This is a genomic window from Providencia sp. 2023EL-00965 (genome assembly GCF_033550225.1).
Taxonomy (GTDB): domain Bacteria; phylum Pseudomonadota; class Gammaproteobacteria; order Enterobacterales; family Enterobacteriaceae; genus Providencia; species Providencia manganoxydans.
The window spans coordinates 52,782-79,703 of record NZ_JAWUEH010000001.1; the positions used below are offsets into that span (position 1 = coordinate 52,782).

Annotated in this window: 27 protein-coding genes; 23 read left to right on the top strand and 4 right to left on the bottom strand. The window is 41.5% G+C overall.

Annotated features, from left to right (window positions below; genetic code table 11):
* Positions 1–12: 12 nt before the first annotated feature.
* The 16 genes from fabD (at position 13) to umoD (ending at position 14,118) form a co-directional block, all read left to right on the top strand.
* Complete coding sequence (gene fabD, locus SC428_RS00245; RefSeq protein WP_070927144.1) at positions 13–945, top strand: ACP S-malonyltransferase; 933 nt, start codon at positions 13–15, stop codon at positions 943–945.
* A gap of 7 nt (positions 946–952) precedes the next feature.
* Entirely contained in the window at positions 953–1,687 is a 735-nt protein-coding gene (gene fabG, locus SC428_RS00250) for a 3-oxoacyl-ACP reductase FabG (RefSeq protein WP_070927142.1), read from the top strand.
* A 155-nt stretch (positions 1,688–1,842) separates the two neighbouring features.
* The gene (acpP, locus tag SC428_RS00255; protein ID WP_070927140.1) at positions 1,843–2,088 is read left to right on the top strand and encodes an acyl carrier protein; all 246 of its coding nucleotides are present in this window, start codon (positions 1,843–1,845) and stop codon (positions 2,086–2,088) included.
* Between the two features lie 78 nt (positions 2,089–2,166).
* Positions 2,167–3,411 carry a beta-ketoacyl-ACP synthase II gene (fabF, locus tag SC428_RS00260; RefSeq protein ID WP_070927138.1) on the top strand — a complete coding sequence of 415 codons (1,245 nt, stop codon included), beginning with the start codon at positions 2,167–2,169 and terminating at the stop codon, positions 3,409–3,411.
* 183 nt (positions 3,412–3,594) lie between these two features.
* Positions 3,595–4,425, top strand: coding sequence for an aminodeoxychorismate lyase (gene pabC, locus SC428_RS00265; RefSeq protein ID WP_318705413.1), 831 nt, complete (start codon positions 3,595–3,597; stop codon positions 4,423–4,425).
* 18 nt (positions 4,426–4,443) lie between these two features.
* The gene (mltG, locus tag SC428_RS00270; RefSeq protein ID WP_318705415.1) at positions 4,444–5,472 is read left to right on the top strand and encodes an endolytic transglycosylase MltG; all 1,029 of its coding nucleotides are present in this window, start codon (positions 4,444–4,446) and stop codon (positions 5,470–5,472) included.
* 1 nt (position 5,473) lies between these two features.
* On the top strand, positions 5,474–6,100 hold the full coding sequence (gene tmk / locus SC428_RS00275) for a dTMP kinase (protein WP_070927132.1): 627 nt from the start codon (positions 5,474–5,476) through the stop codon (positions 6,098–6,100).
* A gap of 9 nt (positions 6,101–6,109) precedes the next feature.
* Positions 6,110–7,102 carry a DNA polymerase III subunit delta' gene (gene holB / locus SC428_RS00280; protein ID WP_140186022.1) on the top strand — a complete coding sequence of 331 codons (993 nt, stop codon included), beginning with the start codon at positions 6,110–6,112 and terminating at the stop codon, positions 7,100–7,102.
* A gap of 11 nt (positions 7,103–7,113) precedes the next feature.
* Positions 7,114–7,905 carry a metal-dependent hydrolase gene (locus SC428_RS00285; protein ID WP_070927128.1) on the top strand — a complete coding sequence of 264 codons (792 nt, stop codon included), beginning with the start codon at positions 7,114–7,116 and terminating at the stop codon, positions 7,903–7,905.
* A 28-nt stretch (positions 7,906–7,933) separates the two neighbouring features.
* Positions 7,934–8,284, top strand: coding sequence for a purine nucleoside phosphoramidase (hinT, locus tag SC428_RS00290; RefSeq protein WP_070927126.1), 351 nt, complete (start codon positions 7,934–7,936; stop codon positions 8,282–8,284).
* Between the two features lie 9 nt (positions 8,285–8,293).
* Complete coding sequence (locus tag SC428_RS00295; protein WP_070927124.1) at positions 8,294–8,710, top strand: YcfL family protein; 417 nt, start codon at positions 8,294–8,296, stop codon at positions 8,708–8,710.
* Positions 8,710–9,291: a penicillin-binding protein activator LpoB gene (lpoB, locus tag SC428_RS00300; protein ID WP_070927123.1), complete on the top strand. Its 582-nt coding sequence runs from the start codon at positions 8,710–8,712 to the stop codon at positions 9,289–9,291. The genes SC428_RS00295 and lpoB overlap by 1 nt, the downstream gene beginning before the upstream one ends.
* Entirely contained in the window at positions 9,284–10,156 is an 873-nt protein-coding gene (locus SC428_RS00305) for a phosphotransferase (protein WP_318705422.1), read from the top strand. Before lpoB ends, SC428_RS00305 begins: the two co-directional genes overlap by 8 nt.
* Before the next feature lie 55 nt (positions 10,157–10,211).
* Positions 10,212–11,231 carry a beta-N-acetylhexosaminidase gene (gene nagZ, locus SC428_RS00310; RefSeq protein WP_070927119.1) on the top strand — a complete coding sequence of 340 codons (1,020 nt, stop codon included), beginning with the start codon at positions 10,212–10,214 and terminating at the stop codon, positions 11,229–11,231.
* A gap of 429 nt (positions 11,232–11,660) precedes the next feature.
* Complete coding sequence (locus SC428_RS00315) at positions 11,661–12,965, top strand: NAD(P)/FAD-dependent oxidoreductase (protein ID WP_070927116.1); 1,305 nt, start codon at positions 11,661–11,663, stop codon at positions 12,963–12,965.
* Between the two features lie 550 nt (positions 12,966–13,515).
* Positions 13,516–14,118: a UmoD family flagellar biogenesis regulator gene (gene umoD / locus SC428_RS00320; protein WP_318705425.1), complete on the top strand. Its 603-nt coding sequence runs from the start codon at positions 13,516–13,518 to the stop codon at positions 14,116–14,118.
* Between the two features lie 147 nt (positions 14,119–14,265).
* Here umoD and mfd read toward each other — a convergent pair whose 3' ends face one another.
* Positions 14,266–17,703, bottom strand: a complete 3,438-nt coding sequence (gene mfd / locus SC428_RS00325; RefSeq protein WP_318705427.1) for a transcription-repair coupling factor — start codon at positions 17,701–17,703, stop codon at positions 14,266–14,268.
* A 196-nt stretch (positions 17,704–17,899) separates the two neighbouring features.
* Between mfd and lolC the strand changes: the two genes are divergently transcribed.
* The 3 genes from lolC to lolE are packed head-to-tail and all read left to right on the top strand — an operon-like array spanning position 17,900 to position 21,043.
* The gene (gene lolC / locus SC428_RS00330) at positions 17,900–19,102 is read left to right on the top strand and encodes a lipoprotein-releasing ABC transporter permease subunit LolC (protein WP_070927112.1); all 1,203 of its coding nucleotides are present in this window, start codon (positions 17,900–17,902) and stop codon (positions 19,100–19,102) included.
* Complete coding sequence (gene lolD / locus SC428_RS00335; RefSeq protein ID WP_070927110.1) at positions 19,095–19,796, top strand: lipoprotein-releasing ABC transporter ATP-binding protein LolD; 702 nt, start codon at positions 19,095–19,097, stop codon at positions 19,794–19,796. The genes lolC and lolD overlap by 8 nt, the downstream gene beginning before the upstream one ends.
* Complete coding sequence (gene lolE / locus SC428_RS00340) at positions 19,796–21,043, top strand: lipoprotein-releasing ABC transporter permease subunit LolE (protein WP_070927109.1); 1,248 nt, start codon at positions 19,796–19,798, stop codon at positions 21,041–21,043. The genes lolD and lolE overlap by 1 nt, the downstream gene beginning before the upstream one ends.
* Positions 21,044–21,087: 44 nt before the next feature.
* Here lolE and SC428_RS00345 read toward each other — a convergent pair whose 3' ends face one another.
* The gene (locus SC428_RS00345) at positions 21,088–21,642 is read right to left on the bottom strand and encodes a class IV adenylate cyclase (RefSeq protein WP_140178403.1); all 555 of its coding nucleotides are present in this window, start codon (positions 21,640–21,642) and stop codon (positions 21,088–21,090) included.
* Between the two features lie 216 nt (positions 21,643–21,858).
* Positions 21,859–22,356 carry a TIGR00645 family protein gene (locus SC428_RS00350; RefSeq protein WP_070927107.1) on the bottom strand — a complete coding sequence of 166 codons (498 nt, stop codon included), beginning with the start codon at positions 22,354–22,356 and terminating at the stop codon, positions 21,859–21,861.
* Positions 22,357–22,712: 356 nt separating this feature from the next.
* Here SC428_RS00350 and cobB point away from each other — a divergent pair, with 356 nt between their 5' ends.
* Entirely contained in the window at positions 22,713–23,546 is an 834-nt protein-coding gene (cobB, locus tag SC428_RS00355; RefSeq protein ID WP_070927199.1) for a Sir2 family NAD+-dependent deacetylase, read from the top strand.
* A 69-nt stretch (positions 23,547–23,615) separates the two neighbouring features.
* Here the strand turns inward: cobB and SC428_RS00360 are convergent, their stop codons facing one another.
* Entirely contained in the window at positions 23,616–24,326 is a 711-nt protein-coding gene (locus SC428_RS00360; RefSeq protein WP_283125232.1) for an SDR family NAD(P)-dependent oxidoreductase, read from the bottom strand.
* Between the two features lie 447 nt (positions 24,327–24,773).
* Between SC428_RS00360 and ssuE the strand changes: the two genes are divergently transcribed.
* From ssuE to SC428_RS00375, 3 genes are read left to right on the top strand one after another with little or no spacing between them, the layout of a single operon-like run.
* Positions 24,774–25,370: an NADPH-dependent FMN reductase gene (ssuE, locus tag SC428_RS00365; protein ID WP_070927104.1), complete on the top strand. Its 597-nt coding sequence runs from the start codon at positions 24,774–24,776 to the stop codon at positions 25,368–25,370.
* 2 nt (positions 25,371–25,372) lie between these two features.
* On the top strand, positions 25,373–26,155 hold the full coding sequence (gene ssuC, locus SC428_RS00370; protein ID WP_070927102.1) for an aliphatic sulfonate ABC transporter permease SsuC: 783 nt from the start codon (positions 25,373–25,375) through the stop codon (positions 26,153–26,155).
* Positions 26,149–26,919 carry an ATP-binding cassette domain-containing protein gene (locus SC428_RS00375; RefSeq protein ID WP_217495489.1) on the top strand — a complete coding sequence of 257 codons (771 nt, stop codon included), beginning with the start codon at positions 26,149–26,151 and terminating at the stop codon, positions 26,917–26,919. Before ssuC ends, SC428_RS00375 begins: the two co-directional genes overlap by 7 nt.
* The last annotated feature ends 3 nt before the right edge of the window (positions 26,920–26,922 follow it).

The window sequence follows — 26,922 nt, forward strand, 5'->3', positions numbered from 1 at the left end:
GAGAAAATAGACATGACACAATTTGCTATGGTTTTTCCCGGTCAGGGGTCTCAGTCTCTTGGTATGTTGTCTGCGCTAGCGGCTGAAAATGCGCTCGTAGAACAAACATTCGCTGAGGCATCTGAAGCATTAGGTTATGATCTCTGGGCATTGGTGCAAAATGGGCCAGAAGAAGAGTTAAACAAGACGTGGCAAACCCAGCCTGCCTTATTAGCTGCATCTGTTGCCATTTTTCGTGTGTGGAAAGCGAAAAATGGTCCAATGCCAACGATGATGGCAGGACATAGTCTTGGTGAGTATTCTGCGCTAGTGTGCGCTGGTGTGATAGATTTTAAAGACGCAATTAAATTAGTTGAGTTACGCGGTAAGTTGATGCAAGAAGCGGTACCTGAAGGTACGGGTGCAATGTATGCAATTATCGGTTTAGATAACGAAGCAATTGAAAAAGCGTGTCAGGAAGCAGCGCAAGGGCAGGTAGTTTCACCGGTTAACTTTAATTCGCCCGGCCAAGTGGTGATTGCGGGTGAAAAAGCAGCGGTTGAGCGTGCGGGGGCTGCTTGTAAAGAAGCGGGCGCTAAACGTGCACTGCCACTATCAGTTAGTGTGCCTTCACATTGTGCATTAATGAAGCCCGCTGCTGAAAAATTAGCCGTTGCATTACAAGAAATCACGTTTAATGCACCAATTTTCCCCGTTATTAACAACGTAGATGTGAAAATTGAGCAATCAGCAGAAAATATTCGTGATGCTTTGGTCCGCCAATTGTATAATCCAGTTCGTTGGACTGAAACGGTAGAATTGATGGCAGATCAAGGTGTTGAACATCTTGTTGAAGTAGGCCCAGGAAAAGTACTCACTGGTCTTACCAAGCGTATTGTCTCTAATTTAACTGCCGTTGCAGCCAATGATCCTGTATCATTAGCGACTGCGTTAGAAAACCTCTGAGGACGATATGAGCTTTGAAGGAAAAATTGCACTGGTAACAGGTGCTAGCCGTGGTATCGGTAAAGCGATTGCTTTAACACTGGCTGAGCGTGGCGCTACCGTTATTGGTACCGCAACGAGCGAAAGTGGTGCAGAAGCGATTTCTGCTTATTTGGACGGAAAAGGCAAAGGTTTTTCTCTGAATGTGACAGACCCTGCATCAATTGATGAAACCTTGAATAATATTCGTCAACAGTTTGGCGAAATTGATATACTGGTTAACAATGCAGGTATCACTCGTGATAACCTTTTGATGCGCATGAAAGAAGATGAGTGGCAAGATATTATTGACACTAACCTTTCATCCGTTTACCGTTTATCTAAATCCGTATTACGCGCCATGATGAAAAAACGTTGTGGACGTATTATTTCTATCGCATCTGTTGTGGGTGTGATGGGAAATGCGGGACAAGCGAACTATGCAGCAGCAAAAGCTGGGTTGATTGGTTTTAGTAAATCATTAGCTCGCGAAGTCGCTTCCCGTGGTATCACCGTCAATGTCGTTGCACCTGGTTTTATTGAAACTGATATGACCAAAGCATTGACAGATGAACAGCGTGCAGGCATTTTATCTCAAGTTCCTGCTGATAGGCTGGGTGATGCGCAAGAAATTGCCAGTGCTGTAGCATTCTTGGCTTCTAATGAAGCTGGTTACATCACGGGTGAAACATTACATGTCAATGGCGGCATGTACATGATCTAAAGAAATGATGGAACCATTTGCATTATTAGTGTTAATTAGCGCAAAATAATGCAAAATTAAGGTTTCAACAGCCGGGATTGGGTTGTATCTTTTCCTGTATTTTATAAACTACGAAAACCATCGCGAAAGCGAGTTTTGATAGGAATTTTAATAGTATGAGCACTATCGAAGAACGCGTTAAGAAAATCATCGTTGAGCAACTAGGTGTTAAAGAGGAAGAAGTTGTAACAGCAGCTTCATTTGTTGATGACTTGGGCGCTGATTCTCTTGACACAGTTGAGCTAGTAATGGCTCTGGAAGAAGAGTTCGATATCGAAATCCCTGACGAAGAAGCTGAAAAGATCACTACAGTGCAGGCTGCGATTGACTACGTCGAGAATGCGTCAGACGCATCAAAATAATAGCTTTAAAACTTATCTAGGCGGTCACTCGACCGCCTATGTTCCTTTTGTAATTATTTCCCTCCTTGGAGGATTTACGTGTCTAAGCGTCGTGTAGTCGTAACCGGACTGGGCATGTTATCTCCTGTCGGCAACACAGTTGAATCATCATGGAAAGCTGTTTGTGACGGACAGAGTGGTATCAGCCTCATCGAACATTTTGATACTACCAACCACGCAACTAAATTTGCTGGTGTAGTCAAAGATTTCAATTACGAAGATTATGGCATCTCCCGTAAAGAAGCACGGAAGATGGATCCATTCATCCAGTATGGTATTGCTGCTGGCTCTCAAGCCATCAAAGATTCTGGATTGGAAGTAACAGAAGCCAATGCTACCCGTATCGGTTTAGCGATTGGTTCTGGTATTGGTGGCCTAGGCTTGATCCAAGAGAACTGTGAGGCATTGCAAGCTGGCGGTCCTCGTAAAGTGAGCCCATTCTTCGTTCCTTCGACGATCATTAACATGGTTGCAGGTCATCTGAGCATTATGTACGGCTTTCGTGGCCCAAGTATTTCTATTGCCACAGCCTGTACTTCAGGTGTACACAATATTGGTCATGCAGCGCGCATGATCGCATATGGCGACGCTGATGTTATGTTAGCGGGCGGCGCTGAAAAAGCAACGACGCCACTCGGCGTTGCTGGGTTTGGCGCAGCACGTGCACTTTCAACGCGTAATGATGATCCACAAGCGGCTAGTCGCCCATGGGATAAAGACCGTGATGGTTTTGTTCTTGGTGACGGTGCAGGTATTATTGTTCTTGAAGAATATGAACATGCAAAAGCGCGCGGTGCGAAAATTTACGCTGAAATTGCTGGCTTTGGGATGAGCAGTGATGCTTACCATATGACATCACCACCTGAAAATGGTGAAGGTGCGGCATTGGCAATGGAAAATGCATTACATGATGCAGGTATTGATGCAAACGCTGTGGGCTATATCAATGCTCATGGTACATCAACACCAGCTGGCGATCTTGCTGAAGCACAAGCTGTTATCTCAGTGTTTGGCGAAGACGCTAATGTGTTAGTTAGCTCGACGAAATCAATGACAGGTCACCTTTTAGGTGCCGCAGGTGCTATCGAGTCTATTTTTACAATTTTATCTCTAACAGATCAAATTGTTCCACCAACGATTAACCTTGATAATCCAGATGAAGCTTGTAAGCTGGATTTTGTCCCTGGCAAAGCAAGAAAAGTGGAGAACATGGAGTATGCTCTGTGTAACTCATTTGGTTTTGGCGGTACAAACGGTTCATTGATTTTCCGCCGCTATCAATAAGCTTAATCGAAGTGAATATTATCGCGTTAAATTATTAACACGATAAAAGCTTAAAGGCCTCAGTTTTTAATAAACTGGGGCCTTTTCTTCTTAGGCGCCTTTTGCAGTCATCTTCACTTTAGTTTATGATGGTCAGCATTCTATTACTGACTGATTTATCAGCTATTATTGTAAGAGTTATCAATGTCATATTGGGTTAATGGGGTCGCATGTCGCCAAATCGATGCTTCCGATCGTGCCGTACAATTTGGCGATGGTTGTTTTACGACGATCCATGTATTTAATCACCAACCAAAAAATATTGACAATCATATTACACGTCTTGTGCAGGATAGTGCTCGCCTACAATTACCTCAGCCAGATTGGTTGCAATTAAAGAAACATATTCAACAAATTTGTCAGCAGCAGGCCAATGATGAATTTGTGATGAAAGTTATTATTAGCCGTGGTACAGGGGGAAGAGGCTATAGCTCTGTAGGATTTGAACAACCAACAGTGATTGTATCGGTGTCAGCATTCCCACAACATTATCAGACCATACAGCAAACAGGCGCTAATTTAATACTGAGTAAAGTGCCAATTAGTAAAAATCCGTATTTGGCTGGTATCAAACATCTTAATCGCTTAGAACAAGTGCTGATACGCCAAGAAATCGATGCGGCACAAGCGGATGAGGCATTGGTTGTTGATATTGATGGTGTTTTAATTGAGTGCTGTAGTGCAAATATTTTTTGGCGAAAAGGTGTTCAGGTATTTACGCCAAGTCTAGCCACCTCTGGGGTGAATGGATTAATGAGACAAAAGATTATAGCGCTGCTCAGCACAAGCCAGTACCATCTTCAAGAAGTCGAGCGTTTTCCAGATGTCTTGGGGTGTTGTGAAGAAGTTTTACTCTGTAACACATTAATGCCAATTTTACCTGTTGCCACTATCAATTTAGGTAAAGATAGGTCTCAATGGCAATATTCATCAAGGGAATTGTTTGAATATCTCTTTTTACGTTGCCAAATTTAGTCATTAAATGGTTGATGAATGAAACTAGCTAAAAAAATTTCGATGGCGGTGGTGGTTGTTCTCTTGATCTTAGGCGCCATAGCTTACTTTATGTATCAGCAAGTTTTGAACTATGCGAAAACACCACTCAATTTAACACAAGAAAAAATCTTTACTGTTCCAGCAGGAACGGGACGGGTAGCATTTGAAACTTTGTTAGTTGATGAGAAGGTAATAGACCCAAGTTATCAATTTCAATGGTTACTGAAATTACGTCCTGAGCTCGCCAAAATAAAAGCAGGAACTTACCGCTTGCAACCTGATATGGACGTCGAGCAAATGTTGGCATTGATTGCGAGAGGTAAAGAAGCACAATTCACTATTCGCTTTGTGGAAGGTAATCGTTTGTCTGACTGGACAAATACTTTACGCGATGCGCCGTATTTAAAGCATGAAGCGGAAGATAAAACGCAAACTGAGTTATATGCTTTTATTGGCTTTGAAGGCGATGGCGCACTTGAAGGGTGGCTATACCCTGATACTTATTTATATACTGCGGGTACGCGCGATCTTGATATCTTAAAGCGCGCTCATCAGCAGATGAAAAAAAATGTTGATGAAATATGGCAAGGGCGGGATAAAGATCTGCCATATAAAAATGCCTATGAAATGTTAATCATGGCATCAATTATTGAAAAAGAAACAGGGGTAGATAGCGAGCGCAATCAAGTGGCTTCAGTATTTGTTAATCGCTTGAAGAAAAACATGCGTTTACAAACCGACCCAACAGTCATTTATGGTTTAGGTGATAAGTACCGAGGTAAAATTTATCGTAGTGATTTGGATAACTATACCCCATACAATACTTATCGAATTGATGGATTGCCACCAACGCCAATTGCGATGCCAAGTCTTGCGTCGATTAAAGCCGCAGCCCATCCAGCCAAAACGGATTATTTATACTTTGTCGCCAATGGAACCGGTGGGCATACTTTCAGCCATAGCCTGAATGACCACAACCGTGCGGTGAAAGTTTATCGACAAATTGAAAAGCAGAATGATAAGTAAAATGAAAAACGCCTATATTGTTATTGAAGGATTAGAAGGTGCGGGAAAAACGACGGCGATTAACACCGTAGTAGAAACCTTAAACCACGCAGGTATTGACGATATTACCTTCACTCGTGAGCCCGGTGGTACACCATTAGCTGAAAAATTGCGTGAGCTCATCAAGCAGGGTATTTCAGGGGAAAAAGTGACAGATAAGGCAGAAGTTTTGATGCTATACGCTGCACGTGTTCAGCTGGTTGAAAATGTCATTAAACCTGCATTAGCTGCGGGGCACTGGGTGGTTGGTGATAGGCATGATTTGTCATCTCAAGCATATCAAGGTGGCGGGCGAGGTATTGATCGTCAATTAATGCAATCATTACGTGATTTAGTGCTGGGTGATTTTAAACCCCATTTGACGCTATATTTAGATCTTCCGCCTGAATTAGGGTTACAGCGTGCACGAGCTCGTGGTGAATTAGATAGAATAGAACAAGAGTCATTATCATTTTTTGAACGAACCCGTGAACGCTATCTTGAATTAGCTGCTGCGGACGACACTATTCTCACTATTGATGCAAGCCAAACTATTGAACAAGTTCAGCAAGATATTCGCCAAACATTGCAAAAATGGTTGGCTAAATAAGGTGAAGGTATGAATTGGTACCCTTGGTTGAATGAAACGTATCGTCAATTGGTGACGTCCTATCAACAAGGCCGTGGGCACCATGCACTGTTATTACACTCTCTTCCGGGTAATGGTGCCGAAGCGCTATGTTATGGCATAAGTCGTTGGTTAATATGTCAAAATACGGATGGATTAAAAAGTTGCGGTAAATGCCACAGCTGTCAACTTATGTTGGCGGGTACACACCCTGATTATCATGTGTTAGAGCCAGAAAAAGGTAAAAATACTATCAGTGTGGAGGCGGTCAGGAAACTAACGGATACCTTGAGTAGCCATGCGCAGCAGAGCGGAGCCAAAGTGGCTTATATACCTCGTACCGAAGCATTAACCGATGCAGCTGCAAATGCGTTATTGAAAACACTCGAAGAACCAACCCCTCAAACTTACTTTTTGTTAGGGTGTGAAAAGCGAGAAAGCTTGCTCGCAACATTGCGTAGTCGTTGCTTATATACTTTTTTGTCACCACCTGAGTTACAAACGGCATGGTATTGGTTACAGAAACAGGTTGCGGGTCTTAACTATAATGACGCGTTAACGGCATTAAAATTATGCCAAGGCGCGCCGATTGCTGCAATGTCATTACTACAGCCTGAGCATTGGCAACAGCGTACAACCTTGTGCCACGCGTTAGCACATGCTTTGCAACAGGGGGATATGTTGTCATTATTGCCAGTGATGAATAATGATAAAGCGCTTGAACAGATTGGCTGGGTACTAGGTTTGTTGAGTGATAGCATGAAACTACAACAACAGGCGGCGCAGTTCTGTTTAAATCAAGATCAGCTACCTCTTGCGAGTATCTTGGCATCTCGAATGTCAAAAGAGAAACTGTTTGATGTCTATGAAGCGTGGCAAAATTGTCGGCATCAGTTATTAACTGTGCCTGCGCTTAATCAAGAGTTACTATTAACTAATCAGTTATTACAATGGGAAGCATTGATTGCTCTCCCTACAGCATAAAAGAGTAAAATATGTTTGTTGTTGATTCACACTGCCATCTCGATTGCCTTGATTATGAAAAATTACATACAGGCGTTGATGATGTTATCGCAAAAGCATCGCAACGCGATGTCGGTTTTATGTTAGCTGTCGCAACGACACTACAGGGTTTTGACAGTATGAAAACCTTGATTGGTGAGCGACCTAATGTCGCATTCTCTTGTGGTATTCATCCGTTAAATTTGGATGAAGGTCATGATTTTGATCGTTTAGCGCAACTGGCCGCGGGTAAAGAAGTAGTTGCATTAGGTGAAACAGGTCTAGATTATTACTATCAAAAGGAAAATGCAGCTCTTCAACAAGAGTCATTTCGCCAACATATTCGTATTGGCCGTCAAGTGAACAAACCTGTTATTGTGCATACACGTGATGCACGAGCAGATACATTGGCTATTTTACGCGAAGAGAACGTGACAGAATGCGGCGGAGTATTGCATTGTTTCACTGAAGATAAAGAAACAGCCATTGAATTACTCGATTTAGGTATGTATATCTCTTTTTCAGGTATTGTCACTTTCCGTAATGCAGAACAAATTCGTGAAGCGGCGAGGGTTGTTCCGTTAGATCGGATTTTAGTTGAAACAGATTCACCTTATTTGGCTCCGGTTCCTCATCGTGGAAAAGAAAATCAGCCTGCGTATGTGAGGGATGTGGCTGAATACATGGCTGTATTAAAAGGTGTGAGCGCCGAAGAAATGGCTCGCATTACCACCGAAAACTTTAATCGTTTATTTCATATGAATGTTGGTACGACGAAAGCGTAATTGTTTGTCACTATTAAAGGAATTTGCAATGGCAGAAGAAACTATTTTCAGTAAAATTATTCGACGCGAAATCCCTGCTGATATCGTTTATCAAGATGATCTGGTCACCGCATTTCGTGATATATCGCCACAAGCGCCTTCACATATTCTCATTATCCCAAACAAATTAATTCCAACAGTGAATGATGTGACTGTAGAAGATGAACTGGTTCTTGGACGACTGTTTACCGTTGCAGCTAAAATTGCTCAGCAAGAAGGCATTGATCAGAGTGGTTATCGCCTGATTATGAACTGTAATGAACACTCAGGCCAGGAAGTTTTCCATATCCATATGCATCTTGTTGGTGGGCGTCCACTGGGACCATTACTCGCAAAATAAGGTTAGACAATGAAAAGACCGTGGGCCGTTGTGACTCGTTGTTTAGTACTCAGTACAATACTTCTCTCACTGAGTGGTTGTATATGGGGGAAAAGAGACGGGTTAGTCTTTAATGAACAGCAAAGTGTTATTATGGAGCCTTCTGTTCTTGCCCATGGTGTCATTGTTGAACAACCTGTAGTGACTATTGATAACTACGCGACGGTTGCTAGGATCAATATGAGCAATAGTCAACCAAAGGCGGTAACGGTGATGTATCGGCTCTATTGGTATGATGATAAAGGGTTAAAAGTTGTCACTTCACATGATTTGCAGCAATTGATCCCCGCCAATTCGTCGGTGAGCGTTAATGCACAAAGTACATCACCACTCGCTCGTAATGTACGTATTTATGTATTTTTACCGCAAGTGTCTGGAGAAAAATAATGAAACGGATCTTATTGGTTGCCGCCGCAGCCATGATATTGGCAGGGTGTCCTTCTTTTCATCCTGAAGGGCCACAAACACCGCCGCCAGTTATACCGATAGAACCAAGTGAACCTACTGAACCGGTGACACCACCGCCATCAGATAAGGTACCGACACCACCGAAGCAAAAAACAATAGATTGGTCTTCGGCTATTTCACCATTGATAAATCAGATGGTGGGGACGAGTGGTGTTGAGGGCGGTAAAGTCTTGTTAGTTGATTCTGTAAAAAATAATACGACAGGATCGTTTTCCGTACAAAATGCGACCGCTGCAATCGTAAAAGAGGTTGATGATAGCCACCATTTTAAAGTTGTACCGCAAGATGTGGCGAATGCAGCGCGTAAAACATTAGGCTTATCTCAAGAAGATAGTCTGGTGACACGAAGTAAAGCGATCGGCTTAGGCCGCTACGTACAAGCAGATTATGTGTTATACAGTGTTGTTTCTGGTTCAAGCAAACAACGCGATATTGAGATGCAATTAATGGCAGTACAGAGCGGTGAAATTCTCTGGTCAGGAAAAAACGATATTGAGTAATCGGCACTCTTTATTGGCTTTATTGGCGCGTTATTTCCCTGAAATTACAAGTCAAGGTTGGGAAATAACGCCATTAACAGGGCTATCAGGAGGTAGTTACCACCTACGTGCTATAGTTAAAATGCAACCTATTAATGTGATTGCACGAGCACAAGGTAAAACGCAATCTTCATTAATGGTTAATCGGCGCAAAGAAGCTCGTGTATTGCAGCAATTGCAGGGTTTTGTTCAAGCGCCAAGGCAATTGGCAAGAAATCGCGATTGGTTGTTGCTGTCATGGTGCGATGGGCAGCATCCAAGTCCGGAACAATTCTTAACGCCTCAGTTTCAATCGGCCTTGGCCGCAACTATTGCGAAATTACATACCCAGCCGTTACTGAGTTATCGTTTACAACTAAGAGATGAAATTGCTCATTACGGCTATCTGATCGATCGAAAAAGACAACAACCCCGTTGGCTACGATTGCATCACTATTTTCTTTCCACACCCATGCCCAAAATGTTAAAACTCGCTCCTGCGCACATGGATATTCATCGCGGTAATATTTTGTGTGCGAATGATAAAAGTATCATGTTGTTAGATTGGGAATATGCCGCAAATACCGATATAGGGCTGTCTTTAGAAACCTATTTTCAAGCTAATCAACTGGATCAGAAGCAGCGTCAATTCTTTTTGTATCAATATGGCGCGCACTGCGGTGCTTATACTGATGTGGCAACCTTAGCTCGCCATTGTACTCGTTGGGAGCCTTGGGTGAAGTATATGATGCTGATGTGGTATGAAGTGCAATGGAATCAAAGCCAAAATCCTAATTTTTTGATAGGATCACAATCATTACGGCAATATTTCCATTTATCCAATTAATATGAATTGCCTGTGTAAGTGATAATTGCAAAACAGTTTAAATAGTGAGGCATGTATGGGTCCGATAATGCTAGATGTTCAGGGTTATGAGCTGGACAATGAAGAGCGTGAAATATTGGCACATCCGTTAGTTGGCGGGTTGATTTTATTCACTCGTAACTTTCATGATGCAGCACAATTAAGGGAGTTAGTTCGCCAAATTCGTGATGCATCGCGTCATCGCTTGCTGATTGCCGTTGACCAAGAAGGTGGTCGAGTTCAGCGTTTTCGCGATGGTTTTACCGCATTACCTTCAGCTCAAGCATTTGCTGCCCTAAATAACCAATCAGACGGTGCCCAGTTGGCAGAAGAAGCAGGTTGGTTAATGGCTTCTGAAATGATTTCGATGGATATTGATATTAGTTTTGCTCCAGTTCTGGATTTAGGCCATCAAAGTATTGCGATTGGTGAGCGTTCTTTCCATGAAGATCCTGAAATTGCGATGGTTATGGCAGAGCGTTTTATTAAAGGCATGCGTAGCGCAGGGATGAAGACGACAGGCAAACATTTTCCTGGGCATGGTGCGGTGAAAGCGGACTCACATAAAGAGACGCCACGTGACGACCGTGCATTGGAAACTATCCGTAAAAAAGATATGTCTATTTTTAGGGATTTTATTCAGCGTGATTTACTTGATGCTGTGATGCCTGCTCATGTAATTTATACACAGGCAGATGATCGTCCTGCGAGTGGTTCTCCTTTCTGGTTAAAATCGATTCTCCGTGAACAGTTAGGCTTTAATGGGGTCATCTTCTCTGATGATCTTTCGATGGAAGGTGCCGCAATTATGGGAAGCTACCCTGAGCGAGCAGCAGCATCGTTGTCGGCGGGTTGTGACATGGTACTAGTGTGTAATAATCGGACTGGTGCGGTCAGTGTTTTAGATAATTTACCTAAACAAACGGGCAGCTTAGCTTCATCACTATTTCATAGTGGTCGTCAATACAGCTTAAAAGAGCTGCAAGCAGCGCAGCGCTGGCAAGAAAGTCACAATAAGTTAGTAGACTTGCATCGTAAGTGGCAGGAACAGCGCTAGCCGATAATAAATAATATATCCGATTAAACGTAAACACCTGATAGTCAATTTATCAGGTGTTTTTCTATATTTATATTATATTCAAATAATTATATATCCTTTCATCCATTACTACACTTAAACTAAAACTTTCAGATTACAATAAGTAATTCTCATTATCAAATAGGTTGGTAATTACTTCGAATATTGATTAATATCAATCTATCGGAAGCTGACTCGTTTCGTGATAACAGTAATATGAGCAAAACATGTGATCGCTGTCATATTAATCAGTTAATTTGATATGCATCAATATTTGGTATGACCAAATAACCAAGCGTGGTATTCTGACGTGTCAATAAGGTTTTATCGGTGCTTATTAGTGTTATTTAAGTTTTTTATTTTCAAAAAAGCTTAAATAACATTAATTTATTTTGTAACGAGGAATACATGGCCTTATCTCAACCTAAGATTGTTATTGTGGGTGGCGGTGCGGGTGGCTTAGAGCTAGCAACACGGCTTGGTCGTAAGTTAGGGCGTAAAAAACGCGCTGAAATTACATTGGTTGACCGCAATCCTAGCCACTTATGGAAACCATTGTTGCATGAAGTTGCTACAGGTTCATTAGATGATGGGGTAGATGCACTGAGTTACCTTGCACACGCACGTCATAATGCATTTAATTTTCAATTGGGTTCTTTAACACAAATTGATCGTGATAATAAGAAAATTATTCTTGGTGAGCTGCGCGATAAAAATACAGAGCTATTGGTGCCTGAACGTGAAATTGATTATGACATTTTAGTGATGGCATTAGGCAGCACGTCAAATGATTTCGGAACACCTGGGGTTAAAGAACACTGTATTTTCTTAGATAATCCGCAGCAAGCGCATCGTTTCCATGATGAAATGCTCAACCTATTTTTACGTTATTCTGTACGTGATAACGCAGAAGAAAAAGTGAATATCGCCATTGTTGGTGCAGGAGCGACAGGGGTAGAGCTTTCCGCTGAGTTATATAACGCAGTCGAGCAATTGACCAGTTATGGTTTTAAAGGGTTAGATACTGACGCGTTGAATGTGACCTTGGTTGAGGCTGGGGAACGTATTTTGCCTGCATTGCCTCCGCGTATTTCGAGTGCAGCCCACCAAGAGTTGAACAAATTAGGCGTTAAAGTATTGACGAAAACCATGGTTACCAGCGCTGATGATGAAGGGCTAAACACGAAAGACGGTGAGAAAATTCGTGCCGACCTGATGGTATGGGCTGCGGGTATCAAAGCACCTGATTTTATGAAAGATATCGCAGGGTTAGAAACCAATCGTATTAACCAATTGGTGGTTAAACCGACATTGCAAACCACGCTAGATGACACTATTTTTGCTATTGGTGACTGTGCTTCCTGTGCGAAACCAGAAGGTGGCTTTGTACCACCTCGTGCACAATCTGCACATCAAATGGCGAGCCGTTGCTATGATAATATTTTAGCGATGATGAAAGATAAGCCTCTCAAAGATTATGTTTATAAAGATCATGGTTCGTTAGTCTCTCTATCGCGTTTCAGCACGGTAGGTAGCTTAATGGGTAACCTAATGCGTGGTGATATGATGGTGGAAGGACGTATTGCCCGTTTTGTCTATATTTCGCTGTATCGCATGCACCAAATCGCACTTCATGGTTACATCAAGACAGGTTTAATGATGTTAGTTGGCAGTATTAACCGCATTATTCGACCGAAATTAAAGCTGCATTAAATTTTGAGTGTGAATATTTAAATTGATGAGTCCTCGCATTTAGCGGGGGCTTTTGAATTAAAAATATAACTAATAGTATTGAAATAATATGCTAATAATTATTTATTCACAGGATAATAATTGATTCAAATAAAAAATTAGCTTTGATTTATTTTATTTTAGCATGGTAAATGCTGCGAAATAAAAATGATTATTACAATGGTATATTTACTTAAAATATTGAGCTAGATCAATGAGTGAAGATGAATCTAACTGTGGCTTTATTGATTTAGTAACGGATATAACTAAGTTAAATTTACTCTAACTTGGTCTATATTAAGAAAAATCTAAAACTTTCATTTATATTGACAGTAGTTATCGAATTTTAAAAACGAATGGATACAATGAACATATATTCATCATACTCCAAGTTGCAAGGTTGCTGAACGGTGTTCATTCACGCTAATTGCACACTTAGGTATGCTCTTAGCGTTTTATATACTTGTTACCTAGCTGCACCTCGAATTATGTAGAGTATATTTTTTGTTTCTGTTTTTAATAAGGGCAAGCTATGAAGCTAAAATATAAGTTGCTATTAGCCGCTATGGTTATTTGCCTCATTATTATCACAGCAATTTTCATATCATCTTCATCACAGAAAAATAATAGGATAGCAACGGTACTTTCAACGGAGCCCATTAAATCGCATCGCTTAATCGAAACTGAAAATTGCTCAGTGATTGGCGTGCTAGAGGGCTTTAGCCAAGAGTACTTATCGCGTTACCATCCTGCGCAAAATGAATGCAAACTGTTTTTTCTAATTGAAACACTGCAAACGAATGGATTTCCACCACCGGTTGAAAAGAAATACCGTAACTGTGTGGTTACTCAGAAAGTTGAACAAATCGTGGTAGGGTATGATGTGGTGTATCGGATTGGTAATACCTTAGGTAAGGTACGAGCACCTTATGATCCAGGTTTATTTATTCCTCTTGATAGTGATGGTCGTTTAAAGCTAACCGCATCGAGTGGCCAGATGTGCGAAAACGCTCGCAACAATGTTGATGCATTAGTGCCTTTTTATTGTGTGAAATTAGATGAGCCTAATGGTAATTCACTGAATAAAGTGGTTGAGATCTATCCGGGCAAGAACACTTATGCCTATTTTGAATGATTGTGTAAATGTCCGTGAAATTTCAAGTGGTAATACTTTTCACTCATTGTTTAGTTGAGTATCGAACTCTCTTTAGCAAAGGTAATCTCTAAAATTGCCCTCCAATAATTGGACAATCAATTACTGGAGGGCTGTTTTATGGGCTAATTAATCAAGTAAGTTATCAGAAAAATCACGTAGCAGTTGCTTGATAAAATCAATGCGCGTGACCCTGTCACTTAAATCAATTACAAACTTCAATTTCACTGGGCCATCAAGACGGAAGGTTTTAGGCTGGTTTTGTAATAAACTAATTAAGAAATTAGGTGAAACTTTGTTTTTCTCACTAAACTCGATAAACCCGCCTTGCTCATGTGCTTCAATACGTTTAATGCCTAGCTTTTCAGCTTCTAAACGGATAGCTGCGCTAGCGAGTAAAAATTTCCCTGCATCAGGTAACGTTCCAAAGCGATCAATTAATTCAATACGCAGTTCACTCAGTTCATCTTCATCACGGGCACTGGCAATGCGTTTATAAAATGACAGGCGAATATTTACATCATGAATGTATTCATCGGGGAGGAGAACTGGCATGCGTAGCTCAACTTCCGTCTGCTGGTTAATTAAATCCTCTAGTGAAGGTTCCCGTCCATCTTTTAGTGCATCGACGGCACTTTCAAGCAACTCCATATACAAGGTGAAGCCAATCGTGGTCATTTGCCCACTTTGATCTTCGCCAAGGAGTTCACCTGCACCACGAATTTCAAGATCATGAGTCGCAAGGGCAAAACCTGCACCTAAATCTTCCAGTGATGAAATCGCTTCCAGTCGTTTATGCGCATCGGTGGTCATCGCTTTCGGGTGTGGCGTGAGTAAGTAGGCGTAAGCTTGATGATGTGAACGACCGACACGACCACGCAATTGATGCAATTGTGCTAAACCAAAGTGGTCGGCACGCTCAATAATAATGGTATTGGCGGTTGGAATATCGATACCTGTTTCAATAATAGTGGTACAAATCAAAACATTGAAGCGTTGGTGATGAAAATCACTCATCACACGTTCAAGTTCACGCTCACGCATTTGCCCGTGACCAACAACAAAACGCGCTTCGGGTACTAACTCTTCAAGGCGTTTTTTGGCTTTCTCAATATTTTCAACATCATTGTAAAGGTAATAAACTTGCCCACCACGCAAGGTTTCACGCAGAATCGCTTCTCTAACCACAAGATCATCATATTGGCGCACAAAGGTTTTTACCGCTAAGCGGCGAGCGGGTGGTGTGGCAATAATCGATAAATCACGCATACCACTCATCGCCATATTCAAGGTTCGTGGGATAGGTGTCGCCGTTAGGGTCAAGATATCAACATCTGCACGCATTGCTTTGATGCGTTCTTTATGGCGAACACCAAAACGATGCTCTTCATCGACGACGAGCAAGCCGAGATCATGCCACACCAAATCACTTTGCAGTAATTTATGAGTACCAATCAAAATATCGACTTTACCTTCGGCTGCTTCTGCAATGATTTGTTGTTGCTCTTTGGCGGTTTTAAAGCGTGACAGCATTTCAATTCTGACAGGCCAATTGGCGAAGCGATCACGGAAGTTATCATAATGCTGCTGGGCGAGTAGCGTGGTCGGTACTAATACCGCAACTTGCTTATTATTATTGATAGCTAAGAAGGCTGCACGCATAGCGACTTCTGTTTTACCAAAGCCAACATCACCACAGACTAAACGATCCATCGCTATGGGTTGGCACATATCACTGAGTACTGCGTTGATAGCTTGCTCTTGATCAGGTGTGGTTTCAAATGGGAAGCCTTGGCAGAACTCTTGATATTGCTCTTTATCATGTTTAAAGGCAAAACCAGGTTTTGCTGCGCGCTGAGCATAGATATCGAGTAGCTCAGCGGCGACATCACGCACTTTTTCGGCCGCTTTTTGACGTGCTTTGCCCCAACTGTCACTACCTAAACGATGTAGTGGCGCATTTTCGTCAGCGCCACCTGAATAGCGGCTAATTAGATGTAGGGATGAAACAGGGACATACAGTTTGTCATTCCCTGCGTAAGTTAATATTAAATACTCAGCTTTGATGCCACCTGCTTCGAGGGTTGTAAGACCCTGATAACGACCAACACCGTGTTCGATATGGACGACCGGTTGACCGGGGCGCAGTTCTGCAAGGTTACGGATCAGCGTATCTGTATTGATAGTACGGCGATGGTCACTGCGGCGACGGACAACACGTTCACCCAATAAATCGCTTTCACAAATTAACGCTTTATGTGGCTGAATAAAACCATGCTCAGCGGCTCCAACCATGATAGCAAAACGATTGTCTGTAGTATTAAAGTAATCATTAATAATATCAGGCCGAATTTTTAAACGGCCGAGCAATTCAGTCACCGTTTCACGACGTCCTTCACTCTCAACGGAGAAAATCACTGTACCTTCGAAATGCTCAATAAATTGGCGCAGTTTTTCAAACGGTTGCTTGCTTTGCCCTTGAGTGCTGATATCGGGTAATGGCTGATAATCTAAGTTGGTATTGGCCGCTTTATCCGTCAATGTCTCTGTCGATAATTGTACACGCGGCCATTTTTTGAGGGCTTGATTAAGTTGTTCAACCGTTAGCCATAACTCAGCAGGGGGTAACAATGGTCGCATAGGATCGACACCACGGCTCTCAAAGCGTTGTTGTGTATCGATTTGAAAGCGTTCCGCGGCTTCTTGGTATTGTTGCGAGATAAATAACGTATTTTCTGGTAAATATTCGAACAATGAAGGTAATGGTTGGCTAAAAAATAACGGTTGCCAATATTCGATCCCCGTAGGTAAGGTCTTTTTACTGACTTGTTGATAAATGTGTTCAGGATCACGTCTGACTTCAAAACGTTCGCGCCATTGGCTACGAAAGCGTTCAATGGCGTCTTTGTCAGTAGGGAATTCATGTGCAGGGAGTAAATTAATACTAACCACTTCCTCAAGGGTTCTTTGGCTGTCGACATCGAAGGTCCGCAAACTATCAATTTCATCATCAAAGAAGTCAATACGGTAGGGTAATGAACTGCCCATTGGGAATAAATCTAATAACGCGCCTCGTGTCGCGTATTCACCGTGTTCTAAGACCTGTTCAACATGGCGATAACCCGCTTTGTCGAGTTCATCCCGTAAATTATCGCGAGAAAGTTTATCGCCTTTTGCCATGACCAGCGCATGGCCGGTGAGAAACGCTGCGGGACAAACTTTTTGCATTAAAGTATTGACCGGTAAGATCAAAACCCCTTTTTGCATACTTGGTAAGCGATATAAGGTAGACAAACGCTGTGAAATAATTTCTTGATGAGGGGAAAAATTGTCGTAAGGTAAGGTTTCCCAGTCAGAAAGCGTTTCGATTGGCAGTTCGGTAAACTGTTGGATTTCATCGCGTAGTCGTAAGGTATTTTGCATATCCCTTGTGACTAACACCACAGGACCTTGATGACGTTCCATCATCTGTGCACACTCAAGTGCACCCGCAGCCCCAATCAAGCATCCTAAATGGCGGACATCACCACCGCGAGTAGGGAGTTCGTAACGATATTTTGAAGACATAAAAATATTCGGTTTCTCAATGGATCAGTATGGTCAATAACCTGTTTTACCCCGTAAATTGTCTGAAAGTAAGACAAACAGGCCATGCCAATAAGAAAAAAAACCACAAAACCGGGGCCGGGTGGTTCCATTCATCATTCGTACCCTTTATTATCCCTGAACACTTCGCTTTGGCAACAGGGGCGTTACAGTTTTCATGTCTCAATCTGTCTCAATATTTATAGGTCTACGTTATATGCGTGGACGAGCAGCCGATAAATTCGGCCGTTTTGTATCCAGTTTATCAGCGATAGGTATCACGTTAGGGGTTGCAGCATTGATCACTGTGACCTCTGTCATGAATGGATTCGAACGTTCGCTACAAGATAGCATACTTGCTTATATGCCGCAGGCGGTTTTAACGTCGGCGTCAGGGCATATCGATCCCAAAAAATACCCCGTTACAGATCTTCAGCATCTCGAAGGGGTTAATCATATCGCCCCAATAGTGCAATCAGATGTTGTGCTGCAAAGCCGTTCGAATGTTGGCGTAGGTATGATGGTGGGTATTACCTCAGATGAGCGATCACCACTTTTGGACAACTTGGTTAATGGCCAGCGTGCAGATTTGGTGGCGGGTCAATATCGTGTTTTTTTAGGCCAAAAACTCGCTGAAAATTTAGGATTAAAACGCGGTGATGAAGTACGCCTAATCATACCGGGTGTTAGTCAGTTGACCCCGATGGGACGCATTCCTAGTCAGCGGTTATTTACCGTTGCAGGGGTGTTCCAGACTAATGGTGAAGCGGATTCAAGTGAATTGATTGTGGCACAAAATGATGCCGCAAGAATGATGCGCTATCCACAAGGGGATATCACTGGCTGGCGGTTGTTTTTAGATCAACCTTTGAAAGTCGATGTTTTAAGCCAACAAACATTACCTGAAGGTTTGGTGTGGACTGATTGGCGTGAGCGTAAAGGGGAATTTTTCCAAGCCGTTAAAATGGAAAAAAACATGATGGGGCTATTATTAAGTCTGATTATTGCCGTTGCCGCTTTTAATATCATCACTTCGTTATCACTGCTAGTTATGGAAAAACAAGCTGAAGTCGCCATTTTAAAGACTTTAGGTCTTAAACGAGGGCGTATTTTAGCGATCTTTATGATCCAAGGTGCGGGGGCTGGGGTGATTGGCTCACTGGTTGGTGCATTGCTCGGTATCTTGCTATCCAGTCAATTGAACTTTTTGATGCCGCTATTCGGATTATTACCAAAAGGGGTTCAATTGCCTATTCAACTCGATTTTTCAGGTATTTTGATTATTGCGATATCCGCAATGCTAATTTCGCTGCTGGCAACGCTGTATCCTTCTTGGCGTGCTGCGGCTGTGCAACCTGCTGAGGCATTACGTTATGAATAAACAACCACTTCTTGTCTGTGAACATTTGAGTAAGGTCTATCAAGAAGGGGCGTTATCGACGCAAGTGTTAAACGATGTCTGCTTTTCGATTAATGAAGGTGAAATGATGGCCATTGTCGGAAGTTCAGGCTCCGGCAAAAGTACTTTACTTCATTTGTTAGGAGGGCTTGATACCCCTTCCGAGGGCGAAGTGATCTTCCGTGGTCAACATATCAACCGTTTATCATCTGATCAGCGTGCTGCTATTCGCAATAAAGATCTCGGTTTTATTTATCAATTTCACCATTTGCTGCCTGATTTTACCGCTCTGGAAAATGTCGCTATGCCATTGCTGATTGGTGGTATCAATAAAACGGATGCATTTAATCGAGCAACTAAAATGTTGGATGCGGTTGGGCTAGCACATCGTTCAGGTCATCGTCCTTCGGAACTTTCTGGTGGTGAACGTCAGCGTGTGGCGATTGCACGTGCACTGGTGAATGAACCTGCGTTGGTAATGGCCGATGAACCAACAGGTAACCTTGATTTGCGCAATGCAGATGCCATTTTTGAGTTGTTAGGCGAATTGAATAAGACCCAAGGTACGGCATTTCTTGTGGTCACTCATGACATGAAATTAGCGCATCGCTTGTCACGGCAACTTGAAATGCGAGATGGCCACTTACAGTCAGATATCACACTAGGGGCAGTGTAATGTCAGGATTGCCTTTAACTCTACTGACCGCGATACGTTTTAGCCGAGGACGCCGCCGTACAGGTATGGTTTCACTGGTTTCTATCGTATCGACATTGGGTATTGTACTGGGTGTTGCGGTATTGATTATCGGCTTAAGTGCAATGAATGGTTTTGAACGTGAGCTAGAAAACCGCGTGTTATCAGTGGTTCCTCATGGGCAAATATATGCAGTGAAAGCACCTTATCAAGACTGGCAGTATGCAGAGAAGGTGATTAGTAATACCCCTGGGGTGAAAGCTGTTAGCCCTTATGTTGGTTTTACTGGCTTACTGGAGCGTGGTGCAAATCTTAAAGCGATTCAAGTGATGGGGGTTTCTCCTGAAACCGAATCGGATGTGAGTGCATTACCTAAATTTGTGCTTGATGATGCATGGAAGGATTTTAAAGCAGGTAAACAATCAATTATCTTAGGCCAAGGGGTCGCAAATTCATTAAATGTGAAAGTGGGGGATTGGGTTACTATCATGATCCCAAATACCGACCCGAGTATGAAAATACAGCAACCCAAGCGGATCCGTGTTCAAGTAACGGGTATTTTCCGCCTAAGTGGCTTATTAGATCATCAATTGGCGCTGATCCCGCTTGCCGATGCACAGCAATATTTAGATTATGGTGATGGCATTACAGGATTTGAAATCAAAGCCGATAATCCCTTTGAAGCCGATAAGGTGGTGTATGATGCAGGCCTGAAAACGATGCATCATGTGGTCGTGAAAAGTTGGATTGGTGATTATGGCTACATGTATAGCGATATTCAAATGGTTCGCAGTATCATGTATCTTGCCATGATCCTCGTCATCGGTGTCGCTTGTTTTAATATTGTTTCGACATTAGTGATGGCCGTGAAAGATAAAAGTAACGATATTGCGGTATTGCGTACTTTGGGCGCAAAAGATCGGCAAATTCGTGCGATTTTTCTCTGGTATGGTTTGTTGAGCGGTTTGGTGGGGTCATTAATTGGAGCAGTACTTGGAGTTGTTGTTTCACTCAATTTAACCACCATGATCAAAGGGCTGGAATATGTAATTGGCCATCCTATTTTATCGGGTGATGTTTATTTTATTGATTTTCTACCGTCGCAATTACATCCATTAGATGTGGTTTATGTTCTGCTCACTACTGTTATATTGAGTCTAATTGCTAGCTGGTATCCGGCGCGTCGTGCCAGTAAATTAGATCCAGCACGTATTTTAAGCGGTCAATAATCTATCATTGGCTGAGCGGCTAAAACCCACTCAGCCTCTTTCTTTTATTTTGCATTCTGATGAGCTTGGTGGATTTGCTTATAGCTGCGCCTTTCAATTAATGTTTCAGTAAAACCATATTGTCTGGCGAGCAACATCATTTGCTGGTTCAATTCAGGTAATTGCGATTTTTCATCAGTCATGATGGCGAATTCAGCAAACCAACCAATATCCGCTAAATGGTCAATAGTAATATGCGCTTCACCTAGAAAGTAAATACTGCGTGTTTTCGTTGTGGTGAGATGACATTGATAACCTAAAGTGGTAAGCATGCTCTTAACATGATTGCAATCGTCAATATCAATGGCTTTACACTCAGATGTCGCAGGGCCTTTGACTATCCAGAGTTTGATCCCTGAGGGCCACATTTCACGAACTGACATACTAATACCTTGCTGAGCTAGAGGGGTGTTTGGATTATCAAAAAAATAGTCAGTCTCAGTATTATTTTCAGTAAAGATTTCTGCACCATCAGCCATAATCTGTTGCAAAAATTGCTGGTGGTTTAATAACTTAAATTTGATTTCTGCTTCATATTTGCCAACGAAATGATTACTCATGGCTTATCCTAGTGCTCAGTGAATTAGCGGTTATTTACGGCATGTTGGTTAGGTTTATCCACACCGGTCGGAGTGTTGTCAATGTTCCTAGCGCTTTGGCCTCATTGTACCTTGAATTATTTAGGGGGCATTTTCGCTTAAAAGAGGGGGTAATGTAGGTGTTTAAGTGCGTTAACCTCGCTTGGTTACGTCAATTTCGCAACCAAGCGAGTATGATTATTTGGTTTTTTTCATGATAGATTGATCTAAATAACCCATCACAAATGCTGACAAAACAAAGGTTAAGTGAATGATCACATACCACATTAATTTATTGTCAGGGACATTTTGTGAATTCATGAATATTTTCAATAGATGGATTGACGAAATGGCGACGATAGACGCTGCAACTTTATTTTTTAACGATGTTGCATCCATTTTACCTAACCAACCTAACTTTTCGCTACTATCGGGGATATTGAGCTGAGAAACAAAGTTTTCATAGCCTGAGAACATCACCATGACGAGCAAGCCACCGACGAGTGCCATATCTATCAGTGACAATAAAATCAGTATCAAATCTGCTTCTGGGATCGAAAAAATATTGGGGAGCACATGCCAAAGCTCTTGGAAGAACTTGATTGACAGCGCAAGTAACGTTAAAGAAAGGCCAAAATAGATAGGAGCAAGTAACCAACGTGATGCATACATGGCTCTTTCAAAGAATTTTTCCATACAAACCTTTTAGATGTATTAATCAGACAGTGTGGGTTAGTGCTATTTTAGCTTGTCTTTATTCGAACTTCGATAATTAAGAGTATATTTTTGTCGAAGTTGTGTGAAATATTTGTTAAGTCTACTTCCTCACAAATTTTAATGTTATTGGTTGTGTTATGTTAACATTCCAATTAGCGTTATATATTCATCATACTTCAGGTTGCAGCGTTGTTGACGACATCTATTTGCATTCGTCACATAGCTATCTCAGCTCTCAGCGACTTATTCATTTATCGCCTAGCTGTATCTTGAATTGTTTGGAGTATAAGCAGGTATTTTTAAAAGGTTTTTGGCATAAAGGAAGTGTATCGATGTTGCGATTTCGTCATAGATTAAAGAAATTTAAAAAAATTAAAACATTACGCCGTCAAAGATTTCGCAACCGTTCTTTTTACAGTGAAAATAGAATGTTTAATATGAAAAATGTGAAAGTGGTTGTATTAACAGGAGCTGGAATTTCCGCAGAATCAGGGATCAAAACATTTCGTTCCACTGATGGTTTATGGGAAGAACACCGTGTTGAAGATGTTGCAACACCAGAGGGGTTTGCTCGAGATCCTCAATTAGTGCAAAGCTTTTACAATGAGCGCCGTCGTCAGCTACAGCAAGACAGTATTAAGCCTAACTCTGCACATTATGCCTTAGCACAATTAGAAGAGTTGTTGGGAGATAATTTCTTACTTGTCACTCAAAATATAGATAACTTACACGAACGAGCGGGTAGTAAGCGTATTATTCATATGCATGGTGAACTATTAAAAGTACGCTGTAGTTGGTCTAATCAGGTTGTGGAATGGAAAGGTGACTTATCAGTAACGGAACGCTGTCATTGTTGTCAATTTCCTCAGCCGCTAAGACCACATATTGTTTGGTTTGGTGAAATGCCAATCGGTATGGATCAAATTTATCAGGCGATAGAAGGCGCCACGATTTTTATTGCGATTGGAACCTCTGGGCACGTTTATCCTGCGGCAGGTTTTGTGCATGAGGCGAAACTCAACGGTGCTCATACGGTTGAATTAAACTTAGAGCCGAGTCAGGTAGAAAGTGAGTTTGATGAAAAACACTATGGCCTCGCCAGTAAAGTCGTGGTTGATTATATCAACCACTTAATTACCGAGCTGAGTATGACGAGTGATAGCCATTAAATGTGGGTTATACTCTAAATAATTTGAGATGCAGTCAACAACCCTGCATCTTGAAGTATGACGAGTATATTACACATTTTTATCCAGCATTGCGGGCATGGTGATCTCTTTGACACAGCTTGCATGGCTGGTACTTAAAATAAATTTGACCGCATTTAATACATCTTGTAGCGGGATCAACGAACCTTCCGTATGTGAAATAACCTCATCTACAGGCACAGATAATGGGTATTCAGTGGCTAAATAACCTAAGTTCAGCACTGAAATACCTATTTGATCTTGACGTAAAGTCTCTCGAAGTGATTGTGCAATACCGCGTAAAGCATATTTAGACGCAGAAAATGCAACTTCATGGCCATTATGGTTATCCAGCCCCCACGTCGAGCCGATTAAAATGATTTTACTATTGGTTCCTCGACGCAGATTCGGTAGCATCGCTTTTAGATGCAATATACAAGCACTGATATTGGTTTGGATCATCGTCAATATTTCAGCATCTGTAGTCGTTTCAAAGTGATATTCGTCGCTAAACGCATGTTTTTCCCAGATGCCAACGTTGTAGATCAAGCAATCGATAGGCACGTCTTGCAAGCTCTGTTTAACCACTTCTGCGGAGCTTGCTTCGGACAAATCAGTTTGGATCCAGTGAAAACGATCACTAACAAATGGAGGGCATGAGCGTGATACACCATACAGGGTATCTTGTTTACTCGGTATACCTTCTACCAGAGCCTTACCGAGCCCTTTACTAACACCATAAACTAAAAAGTTCTTTGCCATTATTTTTCTCTGCTATTTTAATTATTTTACGTTGAATTAATTGAAGCGGCAGTATACCTGAATAGAAGCTATAACCTGTTGATTTTTAGTGGCATGCTGTTCATAGGTTAAGTTGCCGACTTGTACACACCAATACAGATAAAATGTCATTAGTGTAAACTCATTTATGGTTAAAAAAGCAATGAGTAATAAATTAAACAAATGACTAATAAAATAGAGAGTATTCACTTTAATGTAAATTTAATGAATGTTAGTACTATATTAAAAGTTTTTACTTTATAGATTAATATTAATCTCTTTGGTTTAAAAGGTTTTATATTTTGTTCTATTATAGAGGAAAAAATTCTTATACAAATTAGTGTCTGGCTAATAACAAATAATTATTTCTTTCTCATTGGCTAACTCGCTAAATATTAATGATGATTAGTTATTTATAGCGAGATTGATATGAAAATTCTGATTATTTCAGGTAGCCCAACGTTGCGATCGCGTTCATCTGCCTTACTCGATTATGCACAGCAATGGTTAAGTCAATATGATTGGGAAATCTACCGGGCGAGTGTGAGTGAATTCGATGCAAATGTATTAGTGAAAGCAGAATATCAGCACTCTCAGATACAAGCATTTATTCAAAGAGTTAAACAAGCAGATGGTATTATTATTGCTTCACCCGTTTATCAATCATCTTACAGTGGTGTATTAAAATCGGTGATTGATTTATTGCCACAAGGTGCATTTGCCAATAAAACCGTATTACCTATTATGTCTGGTGGTAGTGAATGTCACCGATTAGCTTTAGATTATGCGCTGAAACCTTTATTAGTGACGCTAAAAACAGAGGAAATTATTAGTGGTATATATATTAGTGATAATCAGTCTCACTATTCAGAGATTAATAAGAAATATATATTTTCTAATGAAATTATCGAACGTATAAATAATAACTTACATGCTTTTTATCAATCACTGTATAAAAATAAAATTCAAGTTGAAAACTTTACAATAAAAGCCAAGCCACACTCGATTATTGAATTGAGAGGATAAAAATGAATTATCAACGTAATATAATTTTGAGTTGGTTAGTACCACTCGGTTTACTGGTAATTTGGCAATTTTCTGTGAGTACAGGTTGGCTATCAAATCGGATATTACCAGAACCCTTGCAGGTAATGCATGCAGGTTGGGGATTAATAAAAAGTGGTGAGTTATGGACAAATATGGCCGTCAGTACTTTGCGTGCCTCGATAGGTTTTATAATAGGCGGAACAATAGGGCTTATTTTAGGATTGATTACAGGATTATCGCGTTTGGGGGAAACCTTATTAGATAGCTCAATACAGATGATCCGCAATATTCCACATTTGGCACTTATCCCGCTGGTTATTTTATGGTTTGGTATTGATGAGAAAGCAAAAATATTTCTTGTTGCATTAGGGACTTTTTTTCCTATCTATCTAAATACATTACATGGCATAAAACATCTTGATCGCGGTTTGATTGAAATGGCGAGAAGTTACGGATTAAGTGGGTACCAACTATTTCATCACGTTATTTTTCCTGGTGCATTACCATCAATATTAGTCGGTATTCGTTTCTCACTTGGGTTGATGTGGTTGACACTGATTGTCGCTGAAACAATTTCTGCAAATGCAGGGATTGGTTATTTAGCCATGAATGCGCGCGAGTTCCTGAGAACCGATATCGTGGTATTCACCATTATTGTCTATGCCTTACTCGGTAAAACGGCAGATTGGCTAACTTATTTATTAGAGGTTGTCCTACTGCGTTGGCATCCCGCTTGGCAGAAAAAAGAGGTCACTGCATCATGACAACTGACGTAAATGCAGGGATCACTGTAAATATTAATCGCCTCACTCAGCGGTTTGGGTCAAATGAAGTACTCAAATCACTTAGCCTGACTATTCCTTCAGGGCAGTTTGTCACCATTGTTGGGCACAGTGGTTGTGGCAAAAGTTCCTTATTACGGTTAATTGCTAATCTCGATTTACCAACATCAGGGGAAATCACAGCTGAAAAGCTATCGCTAAGCGATTTTTACCGTAATACACGCATGATGTTTCAAGAGCCACGATTACTGCCATGGAAAAAAGTCATTGATAACGTTGGGCTAGGATTAACAGGAAAGTGGACTAATCAGGCGCTAGAGGCTTTGGATGCGGTCGGGTTAGCTGATAAAGCCAACGAATGGCCAGCCACGTTATCAGGGGGGCAGAAACAGCGAGTCGCATTAGCAAGAGCCCTGATCCACCAGCCACGCTTGTTATTACTCGATGAGCCGTTAGGAGCACTTGATGCATTGACTCGCATCGAAATGCAGCAACTGATTATTAAGTTATGGCAACAGCACCAATTTACTATTGTGCTTGTGACACATGATGTGCACGAGGCGGTATTTACCTCTGAACGGGTGTTGATGTTAAAGGATGGCGGGGTGTATTTCGATTTACAGGTTAATGAAGAGTATCCCAGAGCCTTGACTAACCCTCGTTTGGGCGCGCTCGAAGCGAAAGTATTGAATGCACTCACTGAATTTGAACATTATGACGTTCAAGCTCCGGTGATTATTGAATAAATA

Coding starts and splice junctions, on each gene's coding strand:
- lolD (WP_070927110.1), top strand. CDS start 19,095: ATGAATAAACAACCACTTCTTGTCTGTGAACATTTGAGTAAGGTCTAT.
- mltG (WP_318705415.1), top strand. CDS start 4,444: ATGAAACTAGCTAAAAAAATTTCGATGGCGGTGGTGGTTGTTCTCTTG.
- fabG (WP_070927142.1), top strand. CDS start 953: ATGAGCTTTGAAGGAAAAATTGCACTGGTAACAGGTGCTAGCCGTGGT.
- SC428_RS00350 (WP_070927107.1), bottom strand. CDS start 22,356: ATGGAAAAATTCTTTGAAAGAGCCATGTATGCATCACGTTGGTTACTT.
- lolE (WP_070927109.1), top strand. CDS start 19,796: ATGTCAGGATTGCCTTTAACTCTACTGACCGCGATACGTTTTAGCCGA.
- SC428_RS00295 (WP_070927124.1), top strand. CDS start 8,294: ATGAAAAGACCGTGGGCCGTTGTGACTCGTTGTTTAGTACTCAGTACA.
- ssuE (WP_070927104.1), top strand. CDS start 24,774: ATGAAAATTCTGATTATTTCAGGTAGCCCAACGTTGCGATCGCGTTCA.
- pabC (WP_318705413.1), top strand. CDS start 3,595: ATGTCATATTGGGTTAATGGGGTCGCATGTCGCCAAATCGATGCTTCC.
- SC428_RS00315 (WP_070927116.1), top strand. CDS start 11,661: ATGGCCTTATCTCAACCTAAGATTGTTATTGTGGGTGGCGGTGCGGGT.
- fabD (WP_070927144.1), top strand. CDS start 13: ATGACACAATTTGCTATGGTTTTTCCCGGTCAGGGGTCTCAGTCTCTT.
- holB (WP_140186022.1), top strand. CDS start 6,110: ATGAATTGGTACCCTTGGTTGAATGAAACGTATCGTCAATTGGTGACG.
- SC428_RS00345 (WP_140178403.1), bottom strand. CDS start 21,642: ATGAGTAATCATTTCGTTGGCAAATATGAAGCAGAAATCAAATTTAAG.
- hinT (WP_070927126.1), top strand. CDS start 7,934: ATGGCAGAAGAAACTATTTTCAGTAAAATTATTCGACGCGAAATCCCT.
- tmk (WP_070927132.1), top strand. CDS start 5,474: ATGAAAAACGCCTATATTGTTATTGAAGGATTAGAAGGTGCGGGAAAA.
- ssuC (WP_070927102.1), top strand. CDS start 25,373: ATGAATTATCAACGTAATATAATTTTGAGTTGGTTAGTACCACTCGGT.
- mfd (WP_318705427.1), bottom strand. CDS start 17,703: ATGTCTTCAAAATATCGTTACGAACTCCCTACTCGCGGTGGTGATGTC.
- lolC (WP_070927112.1), top strand. CDS start 17,900: ATGTCTCAATCTGTCTCAATATTTATAGGTCTACGTTATATGCGTGGA.
- SC428_RS00360 (WP_283125232.1), bottom strand. CDS start 24,326: ATGGCAAAGAACTTTTTAGTTTATGGTGTTAGTAAAGGGCTCGGTAAG.
- umoD (WP_318705425.1), top strand. CDS start 13,516: ATGAAGCTAAAATATAAGTTGCTATTAGCCGCTATGGTTATTTGCCTC.
- nagZ (WP_070927119.1), top strand. CDS start 10,212: ATGGGTCCGATAATGCTAGATGTTCAGGGTTATGAGCTGGACAATGAA.
- lpoB (WP_070927123.1), top strand. CDS start 8,710: ATGAAACGGATCTTATTGGTTGCCGCCGCAGCCATGATATTGGCAGGG.
- acpP (WP_070927140.1), top strand. CDS start 1,843: ATGAGCACTATCGAAGAACGCGTTAAGAAAATCATCGTTGAGCAACTA.
- SC428_RS00285 (WP_070927128.1), top strand. CDS start 7,114: ATGTTTGTTGTTGATTCACACTGCCATCTCGATTGCCTTGATTATGAA.